Source organism: Dietzia aerolata (assembly GCF_014144865.1).
GTDB lineage: Bacteria > Actinomycetota > Actinomycetes > Mycobacteriales > Mycobacteriaceae > Dietzia > Dietzia aerolata.
On sequence record NZ_JAALDM010000207.1, the window covers coordinates 1 to 11,504 of the forward strand.

Consider the following 11,504-nt stretch of genomic DNA (forward strand, 5'->3'; position numbering starts at 1 on the left):
CGGCGGGGCAGGGGCTGCGGCGGGGACGGGGCTACTTCCCGGACAGGATCACGCGGAAGTCGTCCGGGTCGCGCAGCCAGATCTCGCGGTGGTGCGCCAGATCGTTGACGTGCAGTGGCCATTCGACATGCGCTCGAGACTCGGCGATCCGGTCATTCGCGGCGTCGAGATCGTCGACCTCGAACCATGCGGCCACTCCGTTGCCGACGGGTACCTCGGGGGTGGCCAGTGGTCCGTGCTCGGAGTCGCCGTCACGGGTGTGCAGCTGCAGGACGATGTCGTCGTCGACCAGTACTTGCTCGTACTCCGGGCCGCCGTGACCACTGACCGCACCCAGAACCTGCTGGTACCAGCGGCTTGTGGCGGGGACGTCGGCGACCACGAGCATCGGTTGGGGTCGGACGCGGCGTGAGTGGGACGGGGTGTTGTTGGTCATGACAGGTTTGGCGCGGGCTGGCCGCGGTACTCGCCGACAGACCACACGTTGCCCTCGGGGTCGCGGACGGAGAAGCCGTTGTCGCCGTAGTCGGTTTCGTGGAGTTCCTGGACGATCTCGGCGCCGGCGGCCTTCGCGCGCTCGTAGACGGCGTCGGCGTCGGCCGTGACCAGAAAGGCCAGCCCACTCCCGACCGGCGTGGCGTGGGGATCGTTCTCATCGCGCCGGCGGTCGCCGCACATCACTCCCCCGCCCTCGGGCCAGAGGAGTTCGGCGTGGGCGACCTGCCCGTCCTCGGAGTGGGAAAACGTTTCGATGAAACCGAGTGACTCGACGAGCCAGTCGATCACCGTGCGGGCGTCGTTGCACCGGAAGCAGTGCCAGACGGTCGGGGCGGGCGGGGTGCCGGGGGTGTGTGTACTCATGCTGCTGAGTCTCGTCGTGGAGAGCGCGCGGGTCTTGGATATTTCGGAAGGCCTTGTCTCGGGAGTGGGGCCGCAGGGTTACCGGACGCTTCGGACGCTCATGTGGTGCGCGATCCCCTGGCCGATCACGGTGCCGACGATGGCGAGCACGATCCACGGCAGAGAGGACACCGCCGCCTCGCCCCAGGTCTGTTCGGCCAGGAAGTAGTAGCAGAGCAGGCCGATCAGCAGCGCGATCACCGCGGCGATCACGACATTGCGGACGAAGGCGTTCCAGGGGAACTTCGGCGAGGGCATGGAGGCGTCGGACGGCGTGGTCATGGTCACTCCTCGTGCAGGCGTTGGTGTTTAGACCGTACGACGGTGCCCGAATAGTTCATATGGCGTTGAGGAGAAATGTTGACAACGTTTGGGCCGCGGAGGGGTCTCGGGCCTGGGCAGCGTCGGCGGGGTGGCCTCGAGGATCGGTTTCGCGATAGCGACGAGTTGTTGCGGAGTTGTTCAAACAACTTTCAAACAACTATGTCGATCTGGGAGGCTGTGGGCGTCCACGAACGCGTTGTTTGTGCAGGTCAACGAGTTGTTGGAGTTGTTTAAAACTCGGCGAATAGTTGTTGGAAACTCGCTCGGCCGTGTTCGCCTACTGCTCAACGAGACTGGCGTCGCCGCCAGAGCGGTCCGTGCCGGCCGAGCGTCTCCCCTCGTCGGAGAGCCAGCCCGTCGGTGACGTGCCCGTGTAGCGGCGATAGGCCTGGTCCATGTGGGCGTGGTCGGCGTATCCGTGGGCGTGCGCGATGTCGGCAAGCCGAAGTGGATTCCCGGCGTCGACGGCTGACACCACGCTGTGGTGCGCGGCCTCGAAGCGGAACAGGTCCGCGAGCTGCTTGGTCCCGATCCCCAGTTCCGCCTTTACCAGAGTGGACAGGTGACGGGTGGTCAGTCCCACCTGGTCGGCAACATCGGTGATGCCCATCCGGCCGCCCGACCGCTCGAGCAGCAACCACGCCCCGGCGACCTCGCGCCGAGGGCCGGATCGATTGGCATTGCGGTCGGCGAGGCCGCGAAGTCCGTCTGCGACCAGGTCAGAGTGGTCGGCCGGTGAGGCGGAGGCGACGCGGGCGAACAGGTGCCTCATCTCGACGCCAATGGCGTCCTCGCCTTCCTGGGTGAGCTCGGTCAGTGCGGCCGCCGGCAACCCCAAGAGCTGACGCGCGGCCAGGGGATGCACCGCGACCTGGACCCCCTCCTGCCGGTCTGGGCGGTGAAGGTAGACCGGCTGAAGGTGGAACGCGCCCAGGCACACGTTGTGGGTGACGCCCTCCCCTGACGCCCATTCGCGCTGGTCGTACGAACACAGCAGCGGGGCGTCGGTGGCAAACACCAGCGTCAGGGTGGTGGACGGAAGTCCTCGGTGCGGCGTGCGCGTGCTCGCCGGGGAGGAATCGGTGACGGAATACCGGAACACCTGTCGGATCCCCGGCGGGACGTGAGACGTCGCCGTGCCCATGGCTCCGAGTGTGCCCTGATCAGCACAGGGGCGGAAGACCCTTGACGGGGGTGGGCCAGACTGGGCGCTGGATAGACTGCCCGGCGTGTCGAATGCCCCCTCCACCAGTGCCGAGATCCGCAAGGGTCTCGCGGATGCCGCGCCCGTCGGGCTCGGCCTGGTTCCCCTGGGTCTGGCGTTCGGAGTCCTCATCACCCAGGCGGGATTCGACTGGTGGTGGGCGCCGGTCTTCTCGATCCTCATCTACGCGGGATCGATGGAGTTCCTGGCCATCGGCATGTTGAGTGCTGCCACTCCCCTGTATTCGCTGGCAGCGGCGACATTCTTGGTCAACTTCCGGCACGTCTTCTACGGCCTGAGCTTTCCCATCGAGTCGATCCGCTCACGCCTCGGCCGCGCGTATTCCATCTATGCGCTCACCGATGAGGTGTACGCGATCACCGCGACCAAGCGCCGAGCCGAGATGAGCGGCCCGCGGACGCTGACTATCGCGGTGACCTGCCAGTCGCTGTGGGTACTGCCGGGAATCGTGGGCGGCCTGATTGGGCTGGCACTCCCACCGGGCTTGGACGGGCTCCAGTTCGCCCTGACCGCACTGTTCGCGGTGCTCGCGGTGGATGCCTGGCGCGCATCCGGCGACCTGCCGGCGCCGGTGATCGGACTGCTTTGCGGACTGGCGGCTGCATGGCTGGCACCGGATCAGATGATGTTGGTCGGCCTGGTGGCCTTCGTGCTGGTGCTGCTCGCCCGGTTCGCGTGGACCTCGAAAAACGAGCCGCGTGCCGGCTCAGGATCCGATCACGCCTCCGGCTTCGGCTCTGATTCCGCTTCCGATTCCGGCGAGGCAAGCCGATGACCGCCCCCGTGCCGTCGACCGGCTACCTGCTGGCCGGACTCGGCGTGATGTTCCTGGTGACCGTCGCGTTGCGGGCCGCGCCGTTCGTCGCGTTAACCCGGCTGCGGGACTCACAAGTCGTCCGCTACCTGGGACGGACGATGCCCGCGGGCGTGATGGTGGTGCTGGTGGTCTACACCCTGCGCGACACCACCACGGAACTCGGCTCCTGGCTGCCGGCTGCGGTAGCGCTGGCGATCACCCTCGGCGCGCACCTGGCGTGGCGGCGGGCCGCGATCAGCATCGTGCTGGGGACGGCGACGTTTATGCTGCTCCAGGCCTGGCTGGGGTGAGCTCGGGTGGCCGGACTCGCGCATCCTTGTGGGCTTGCGCTTCCCAGCGGGCACGAATCGGGTGCACAAGCCGCGAAAGGCCCGGCCAAAAGGATGCATACCCTTCGGGCCGGGCCTGAAGCGCGGCGCCACCAGCGCCACCAGCGCCACCAGCGGCACTAGCGTCACTAGCGCCACAAGCGGCGCCACCAGCGCCAGCGAGGTCAGCTCGCCACGGGGCAGGTGCCCAGGTCAACCTTCCACTCGGTGAGGCCGTTGAGCCAGCCGGACCGCAGACGTGTCGGCTCGCCGAGCGCGGTCAGGTCCGGCAGGTGGTCGGCAATCGCGTTGAAGATCAGCTCCAGCTGCATCTTGGCCAGGTTGGCGCCGATGCAGTAGTGCGGGCCCTGGCCGCCAAAGGTGACGTGCGGGTTGGGGTCTCGCAGGATGTTGAAGGTGAACGGGTCCTCGAAGACCTCTTCGTCGAAGTTCGCGGAGCCGTAGCACAACAGCACTCGGTCGCCGGCGGGGATGGTCACTCCCCCGATCTCCACATCTTCCGTCGCGGTGCGCTGGAACTGCGTGATCGGCGAGGCCCACCGCAGGATCTCGTCGTACGCGGTCTCGGGCCGCTCGGACTTGAACAGCTCCCACTGGTCGGGGTTCTCGAGCATCGCGACCATGCCGTGGGTGGTGGCGTTGCGGGTGGTCTCGTTGCCGGCGACCGCCAGCAGTGTGACGAACCAGCCGAACTCCTCGGGCGAGAGGTGCTCACCGTCGACGTCGGCCTGGACGAGCTTGGAGACGATGTCGTCCTGCGGGTTCTCGGCGCGGTCCACGGCCATCGTGTGGAAGTACTCGATGAGCTGCATGGACGCCACGGCGGCGAGATCCATGCCGCCGGGTGCGTCGTAGCTGGTCATGGTGTTGGACCACTCGAAGATCTTGTGGCGGTCCTCCTGCGGCACCCCGAGCAGATCGGCGATGGCCTGCAGCGGCAGTTCGGAGGCGACGGCGGTGACGAACTCGTCGGCGTTCCCGGAGGCCGCCTCGGTGACGATCTTGCGGGCCCGCTCGGCGAGCTCGGGGCGCATGCCGGCCACGCCGCGGGGGGTGAACCCGCGCGAGATGATGCGGCGGTGCTTCTTGTGGATCTCGCCGTCCTCGTTGACCAGCATCTCGCGCTGGGCCTCGATGATCGCGCGATCGGTGCCCTCGGCGAACCGCGGGATCATGGTGTTCTCGCCGGCGGAGAACTTCTCCCCCGTGATCCGGGAGATCTCCTTGACGTCGGCGTGCTTGGTGGCGAGCCAGTAGTGGTCGTCGTCGAATCCGTCGATGCCGGGCTGCTTCTCGACGCGGCGAAGCGGATCGGTCTGGCGCAGGTGACGCCATTCATCGTGCGGAAGCCGCTTTTCGAACAACTCGGGATCGGTGAAGTCGAACCCCTCTGGAATCGACACGTCCATGGTTCCTCCTACCTACTGGCCCGCCTCCCCCGACGGGACCAAAACCGTGAATAGTGGTAACGATATACACGTGGCACTATCTTCGAGTGAGATTCTTGACAGAGCTTTGATGCTGTCTGATCAGATGTCCGGTTCGATCGCGCGCGCCGCGGCGAACTACGGTCTCACCGTGCCGCGCCTGGAGCTGCTGTTCGTGCTCGGTCTGCAGGGCGAGTGCAAGCAGGTGGAACTGTCCATGTACCTGGACTGTTCGCCGCGTCAGGTGACCGCACTGGTGGACGGCCTGGAGGCCGGTGGTCACGTGGAGCGCAAGATGTCGCCGGAGGACCGCCGGGTCCGCCTGATCACGCTCACCGACAAGTCGCGGAGAATCGTGGATGAGGTGGTGTCGGCGCGAGTTGCGCTGGCGGAGTGGCTGTTCGAGGGCCTCGACGACGCGGAGCTCCAAACCTTCGGCGCCATGTCCGAGCGCCTCGTTTCCCGGATGTCCGGCCGCGCGCTCAGCCGGTTGCCCATGCAGTGATCGGCGCCAGGTCGCGGTGGGTGGTGGCGCGAGTCCGAAACGTCACCGCGGGCAGTGCCCTTCGGGCGATGGGTACGACGACGACGTCGTCGTCGTCCCGATTATTTTCACCTCGGCCACCGGTGACGTCGTGTGCCGCTCCGACGGTGGGGCGGCGGGCAGGTGGTGGGCGGTGGCGTCGACGGCCGCGCGGTGCTCGGTCGTGGGTGCTCGATCAGGCGGTGCAGGTGGCGCAGCCGGCGTCGGCGCGGTGGAATTCGGTGAAGCCGCGCGCGGTGTAGTTGGGGATGGCGGCGGGGGAGTCGGCGCGGTCGGTGTGCAGCCAGACGCGGCGGCAGCCGGGGACGTTCCAGGCGATGCGGCAGACCTCGGACAGGAACCATCCGCCCAGGCCACGGCCGGTGTGGGCGGGCAGGATGCCGAAGTAGACGATCTCCACGTCGACGCCGTCGGGTGCGCTGGGATCTGCAGCGCTGGGGCTTTCGGCCGGGTCGCAGGGGCTCATGCGCAGTTCGGCGAACCCGACGGCCTCGCCGTCCGCGGTGGCGCGCAGCGTGCTGATGCAGGGGTCGGAGCAGTATGAGGCCCAGTGGCCGGCGGACCAGTCGAGGCGGTCGACCCAGTTCCAGTCGGCGCCGACCTCGCGGTACATCCGCGCGTTGAACTCGGGCTCGGCGGGGAAGACGCGGGTGATCGTCACGTCGGCCGGGGCAGAGGGCCGGAGCTGGTCGGCCGAGGTCTGCTGCAGGTAGGTCACGCTGGTCATCGGGATATTGAAGCACCAAACCCCGCCGCTGCCCAATGTGGTTGGGCTCAGGCGGGGCTTGCGGTGAGGAAGTGATTCAGACGTTTACACCGAACTGGCCGAAATTGTTATTGAGAAAGTCGCGCAACCCATCTTCGAGGTGGGGAGGAAGTGGCTGGGCGCTGAGGTGATTCGCCCCAGCGACGGAACCGACGCCGGCGAGGGCGATTCCGGCACCGATTGCGAGAAGATTGATGAATTCGTGGAAGTAGATGTTTCCCTGGGGCATGTGGTCTAACTCCTTGAGGGAGCGCCGAAATCTTTCAGCGCACGGCTAACGGAAACGGAAACGGGAAGTGCGGTGCGTCAGTTCAGGTTCATTTGAGGAATGAACGGCACATCGAGTCCGTTCAAGAACGTTGTCGCACCGGTCATCGTGTTGTTGTAGGTGTCGGCAGATGCGGAATTGAAGCCGTCTGCAACAAAGGGGTTCGTGGCGACACCAATCGCGCCACCGGTGCCAGCCAACGCTGCGGCCCCGGTCGCGAGAGCGGTGCCACCGACGGCCGCCGGCGCTGCCGTCAGGATGACGCCAGCGCCTGCTAAAGCATTGGTAACGGCTATGCCGACTGGAATGAGAATTAGTTCAATGCCCACTTGAGGTCCTTTCGGTAGGTCAACGTCAGCCGAAGGTGAGTTGCTTTGGCTCGACGACTGGTGGTGGATTCACCGGCAACAACGGGATGTTGATTGCGGGTGGAGCAGGTTGTGCTGGTGGCGGGGGAGCTGGTTGCGGTGCTGGCTGCGGGGCAGGGGCCGGTCGATAGTGATTCGGATTGGCCTGCCTGGCAGGGGCCTGCGGAACCCACGTGTCCGCAGACGTGGCGGGACGACTTGATCCGGATTGCGGAGCTGTCTCTGTGTCGCTGGTTGGACTCGACGCCTCTGAACTGCGGATAGCCGCCGTAGAGGTTGATGGTGATGACGAGTTCCCCGCCGATGGGTCCTCGGACTGGGGCGGTGTGTCGGCGCTCGACAGACCGAATTGGTTGGGTGCCGGCAGCGAAGCCGACTCTTCCTGGGCGGAGGGCTCGACGGCAGGACCCATAACGAGAGCGGTACCTGCGCCTCCCGAGAATCCGAGGGCGGCGAGGCCGACAAAGACGAGCAGAGTGACGGGCAGAGGGCAGAGCGTGGTCGACGACGCTGCTTTGCTCACCTACTCGCCTTTCCTCGTACGCGGCTCGGGCGGCGGAAAATCCCACCGATACGCGGGCTAGGCGGCCCGCGCGGAGAGAACGTTAAGGCTGAGCAATAGCGGATGGCTCTGTTTCGATGGCTAAGCGAATTGGGGAATTCTGAGCGGTGTCACCTGCGATAACGACTTTTGCATGAAATTCGTTTGATATGCACAGGTTGTCCATGGTGCGGCCCTGAAGACTGTCGTATCAGCATGAACATGCAGAAATTCTGATTGATGACGATAGTGTGTCGGAGATCACTTTGCGGTGGAGGCGGGAGTGGGCCCGGGTGGCCGCGGACGACGAGTCCGAGCGTCGTCCGCGGCCGGGTTTCTAGTGTTCGAGGTCTCCGAGCATCGTGCCCTTCGGGGTCAGGAAGAACACGACAAAGGCGAAGGCGAGTAGGGCCAGTCCGCCGATGAGTCCGGTGAGCCCCATGCCGGAGGTGAAGGCGTCGCCGGCACGCGCCGTGAGGTCGGGCAGGTGTGCGGCCTCGGCCACCGCGACCGCGCCGCCGAGGGAGTCGCGAACAGCGTCGGTGGCGTCGGCACCCATGGCGAGTGTCTCCGGCGGAATGCCGATCTCGCGCCGGTACAGGAACGAGGCCAGCGACCCGAGGATCGCGATGCCCAGCACCGCGCCGAACTCGTAGGCGGTGTCCTCCATTGCGGCGGCATTGCCGGCCTTGGACCGCGGGACACCGCCCATGATCATCGAGGAGGCCAGGGCAAGCGCTCCGATGCCGGCGCCGATTAGGGCCAGCGAGATGAACACCGAGGTCAGCTCGAGGTTCTCGCCGCGGACACCTAGGACCATCATCCCGGCGCCAGCGATGAACAGAGCGAGGAAAATGGTGGCCCGCATCCCGATCCGTTCGGACAGCACCGGTGCCAGCAGTGAGGTGACGGCGGCGGCCAGCGCGAGCGGCATGAGTTGGAGGCCAGACTCGAAGGCGCTCGCCCCGTTGACCAGTTGGAGCCACTGCGCGAGCAGCAGGAGGCCCGCGGACATGGAGAAGCTCGCGATCAGCGCTGCCAGGACGCCCGCCGAGAAGATGCGGTGCCGGAACATCGTGACGTCCAACAGGGGAGCATCCGAGTTCAGGCACCGGCGCACGAACACCACGATCGCGGTGACGCCGATGCCGAAGGCGATCCAGGCAGGCAGGTAGGTCAACGAGCCCTCCTCGCTGAACTGCTTGATGGCCCACATGCTCGTGGTCATCCCGAGCAACGTGAGCAGTGCGCCGAACGGATCCCACGGGCCGGGCTCGGGAACACGAGACTCCGGGATGGTGAATATGGCGCTGACGAACGCGATGGCCATCATCGGCACGCTGACCAGGAACGCGGCCCGCCAGTCGAAGGTCTCCAGCAGAAATCCGCCCAGCAGCGGCCCCACGGCGGCGCCGATCCCGGCGACCGCGGCCCACACCGCGAGCGCGGTGGCGCGCTCGCGAGTGTCGGTGAACGTGACCCGCAATAGCGACAGGGTGGACGGCATGACCATGGCCGCGCCCACGCCGAGCAGGACGCGCAGGGCGATCACGAAGCCGGGGGAGTGGGCGAACAGCACCAGCACCGAAGCGAGCGCGATGAGTACGTAGCCCAGCATGAGCATGCGCTTGCGTCCCCAACGGTCGGCGATCGACGACATGGAGATGAGAAGACCGGCCATGACCAGCGAGTACGCGTCGATGATCCACAACTGCTGCGACGCCGTGGGCTGCAGATTCGCGGCCATCTGGGGGATGGCCACGTTGAGGATCGTCATGTCCGTGGTGATGGCGAGCAGGGAGAACGTCAGCGTGGCCAGGCCCAGCCAGCGGCGCGACGGATCGTAGGAGCCGAGGATGTGAGGGTCGGCCTGCGGGCCGCTCGGGCCGCTCGGGGCGGGTGCGGCGGGTGTGGGAGTCGAGGGTGTGGGTGCGGCGGTGTCGCTCATGCGGGGGAGTCCTCGTCCGGGGTGCCGGAGGTTTGGATCTCGACGGGCATGGTCGAGATCGCGCGGATGGTGACCTCGAGGAGATCGATGGTCGGTGGGGTGCCCGTCAACGCGGTGTAGATGGTGGCGCCGTCCAGACACATGGCCAGCGACTCGGAGCGGGTGCGACCGAAGTAGGGGGTGAGGAGTTCGGTGAGACCGGTGAACCAGCGCAGGCTCAACTCGCGGAGGTCCTCCTCGAACAAGCCGGCGTAGACGAGCGCGCCTTCGACCTGAACCTTGCGGACATCGGCCAGGTCCTCACGGGCAGCCGAGATCAGGAAGGCGACCGGGTCGGGGGCCGAAGCCAGATCCTCCGCGAGCTGGGCAAGGTCGTTCTCGACCTCTGCGGCCAGATATTCGAGCGCGCGCCTGCGCAGGTCATCGATCGTGGAGAAATACCTGGTGGTGGTCCCCACGGCGACGCCGGCGCGGGCGGCGACCGCGCGGTGGGTCAGTGCGCTGACGCCGCTCTCGGCAATCAGCTCGGCAGCGGCCCGGCCGATATCGCGGATGCGCTGCTCGGGATCGCGGGTGCGTCCGGGGCTGCTCATGAGGGCTCCTTGAGGTCTCGGCCGAGTGGGTGTTCGAAGTTCGATGTCGAAACGCTGCTGTACAAATGTACGCGTACAAACGTACAGCAATTGTGGGGAGCCGGGAATCAGCACCCCGACCTGGTAGTACTGACGCCATGAGGGAATCGAAGAGCGCCCGGGGCAGTGCGACTGATCGGGTCACGGGTGGGGTAGCGGGGCGGGTCAGGGCAGGTGCGGCCGTGGCGTTGGTCGGCTACGGCGCCGTGGTGGTGGCGCTGACCATGCTCAAGGCGTTCTTCGTGATAGGTCTGCTGTGGCGACCCGAATCCCAACGCGGACGCTCGATCGAATGGATGCCACTGGCCCTCTATCGGGACTCGCCCACCTGGTTCGGGCCGCTGTTCGACTACCTCGGCAATATGGCCTTCTTCATCCCGATCGGGATCGTGACGTACATCCTGCTGGAGCATCGTCGGAGGGCGGTTGGCCTCGTCGTCGTCGTGGGATTGACCCTGAGCGCGGCGATCGAGACCCTCCAATACGTCCTGGCCCTGGGACATTCGGACGTCTCCGACCTGCTGTTCAACACCGCCGGCGCGCTGGTCGGCGCGGTGATCGCGCGGCTGTGCGGGCGGCGGCTCTACCCGGTGTGGATCGGGCTGGCGCTGGTCGCCGCTGCGGTGTTCGCGGTGCTGGTGGTGCTCGGGCCACGGCTCGGCGATCCCGACAAGGTGGTGGAGGCCGGTGTGGTGGAGCCGGGCGTGATGAAGTCTGCGGTCGGCGCTGGTCAGGCGACCTTTGCGTCCGGCTCTCCCGCGGCGCGCTCGTAGCGGCCGGCCAGCCACGCGCAGACGATGAGCTGGATCTGGTGGAAGATCATCAGCGGCAGGACAAGCAGTCCGACTGGCTGGCCGACGAACAGGACCGCCGCCATCGGCAGGCCCGTGGCCAGGGACTTCTTGGAGCCGCAGAACTGGACGACGCGCTTGTCGCGGTCGTCGAAACCGAGCGCGCGCGAGGCCAGCTCGGTCAGGCTCAGGACCACCGCCAGCAGGACGATGCACGCCCCCACGAGGCCGAGGACCTGCGGCACGCCGACCATCGTCCAGATGCCCTCGGCCACGCCCTCGGAGAATGCGGCGTAGACGATCAGCACGATCACGGCTTTGTCGAATAGCGCCAGCCGCTTGATTTTTGAGGTGATCGGCAGGATGCGGTCGCGGAAGATCTGGCCGACGATGAACGGCAACAGCAACTGCAGCGCGATCTTGCCGACCGAGCCCCACGTGATGGTGACGGAGCCGTCGGTGGTCATCAGCGCGAACACCAGCAGCGGCGTGATGAAGACGCCCAGCAGGTTCGACACCGACGCCGACACGACCGCCGCGCTGACGTGGCCGCGCGCGATGGCGACGAACGTGATCGACGACTGCACCGTCGACGGGACCAGCGTGAGGAACAGGAAACCCGCG

General features: G+C 66.6%; 15 protein-coding genes. 4 read left to right on the top strand and 11 right to left on the bottom strand.

Annotated features, from left to right (window positions below; genetic code table 11):
• Window positions 1–31: 31 nt before the first annotated feature.
• The 4 genes from G6016_RS12005 to G6016_RS12020 all read right to left on the bottom strand — a co-directional run bounded on the left by G6016_RS12005 (window position 32) and on the right by G6016_RS12020 (window position 2,368).
• Window positions 32–436: a VOC family protein gene (locus G6016_RS12005; protein WP_206682309.1), complete on the bottom strand. Its 405-nt coding sequence runs from the start codon at window positions 434–436 to the stop codon at window positions 32–34.
• A complete protein-coding gene (locus G6016_RS12010) occupies window positions 433–861 on the bottom strand; it encodes a VOC family protein (protein ID WP_182632878.1) in 429 nt (142 codons plus the stop codon). The genes G6016_RS12005 and G6016_RS12010 overlap by 4 nt, the downstream gene beginning before the upstream one ends.
• A gap of 78 nt (window positions 862–939) precedes the next feature.
• Entirely contained in the window at window positions 940–1,182 is a 243-nt protein-coding gene (locus tag G6016_RS12015) for a hypothetical protein (RefSeq protein ID WP_182632879.1), read from the bottom strand.
• 319 nt (window positions 1,183–1,501) lie between these two features.
• Window positions 1,502–2,368: a helix-turn-helix domain-containing protein gene (locus tag G6016_RS12020; RefSeq protein WP_182632880.1), complete on the bottom strand. Its 867-nt coding sequence runs from the start codon at window positions 2,366–2,368 to the stop codon at window positions 1,502–1,504.
• 85 nt (window positions 2,369–2,453) lie between these two features.
• Between G6016_RS12020 and G6016_RS12025 the strand changes: the two genes are divergently transcribed.
• Complete coding sequence (locus tag G6016_RS12025) at window positions 2,454–3,224, top strand: AzlC family ABC transporter permease (RefSeq protein ID WP_182632881.1); 771 nt, start codon at window positions 2,454–2,456, stop codon at window positions 3,222–3,224.
• On the top strand, window positions 3,221–3,556 hold the full coding sequence (locus tag G6016_RS12030) for a branched-chain amino acid transport AzlD family protein (RefSeq protein WP_182632882.1): 336 nt from the start codon (window positions 3,221–3,223) through the stop codon (window positions 3,554–3,556). The genes G6016_RS12025 and G6016_RS12030 overlap by 4 nt, the downstream gene beginning before the upstream one ends.
• A gap of 203 nt (window positions 3,557–3,759) precedes the next feature.
• On the opposite strand, the gene G6016_RS12035 is transcribed toward G6016_RS12030, so the two are convergent.
• A complete protein-coding gene (locus tag G6016_RS12035) occupies window positions 3,760–5,004 on the bottom strand; it encodes a cytochrome P450 (protein ID WP_182632883.1) in 1,245 nt (414 codons plus the stop codon).
• A gap of 109 nt (window positions 5,005–5,113) precedes the next feature.
• On the opposite strand from G6016_RS12035, the gene G6016_RS12040 reads away from it, so the two are divergent.
• Window positions 5,114–5,527 (top strand): MarR family winged helix-turn-helix transcriptional regulator, encoded by a 414-nt coding sequence (locus tag G6016_RS12040; protein WP_182632884.1) that lies wholly within the window; start codon window positions 5,114–5,116, stop codon window positions 5,525–5,527.
• 214 nt (window positions 5,528–5,741) lie between these two features.
• On the opposite strand, the gene G6016_RS12045 is transcribed toward G6016_RS12040, so the two are convergent.
• From G6016_RS12045 to G6016_RS12065, 5 genes are all read right to left on the bottom strand, one after another.
• Window positions 5,742–6,293, bottom strand: a complete 552-nt coding sequence (locus tag G6016_RS12045; RefSeq protein WP_182632885.1) for a GNAT family N-acetyltransferase — start codon at window positions 6,291–6,293, stop codon at window positions 5,742–5,744.
• Between the two features lie 76 nt (window positions 6,294–6,369).
• The gene (locus G6016_RS12050) at window positions 6,370–6,561 is read right to left on the bottom strand and encodes a hypothetical protein (protein ID WP_182632886.1); all 192 of its coding nucleotides are present in this window, start codon (window positions 6,559–6,561) and stop codon (window positions 6,370–6,372) included.
• A 77-nt stretch (window positions 6,562–6,638) separates the two neighbouring features.
• Complete coding sequence (locus tag G6016_RS12055) at window positions 6,639–6,929, bottom strand: hypothetical protein (protein ID WP_182632887.1); 291 nt, start codon at window positions 6,927–6,929, stop codon at window positions 6,639–6,641.
• Between the two features lie 917 nt (window positions 6,930–7,846).
• Window positions 7,847–9,457 (bottom strand): MFS transporter, encoded by a 1,611-nt coding sequence (locus tag G6016_RS12060; protein WP_182632888.1) that lies wholly within the window; start codon window positions 9,455–9,457, stop codon window positions 7,847–7,849.
• Window positions 9,454–10,050, bottom strand: coding sequence for a TetR/AcrR family transcriptional regulator (locus G6016_RS12065; protein ID WP_182632889.1), 597 nt, complete (start codon window positions 10,048–10,050; stop codon window positions 9,454–9,456). The genes G6016_RS12060 and G6016_RS12065 overlap by 4 nt, the downstream gene beginning before the upstream one ends.
• A 221-nt stretch (window positions 10,051–10,271) precedes the next feature.
• Here G6016_RS12065 and G6016_RS12070 point away from each other — a divergent pair, with 221 nt between their 5' ends.
• Entirely contained in the window at window positions 10,272–10,862 is a 591-nt protein-coding gene (locus G6016_RS12070; RefSeq protein ID WP_380023128.1) for a VanZ family protein, read from the top strand.
• Here G6016_RS12070 and G6016_RS12075 read toward each other — a convergent pair.
• Window positions 10,820–11,504: bile acid:sodium symporter (locus G6016_RS12075; protein WP_182632890.1), on the bottom strand; the 685-nt coding region annotated here is incomplete at its 5' end. The genes G6016_RS12070 and G6016_RS12075 overlap by 43 nt on opposite strands.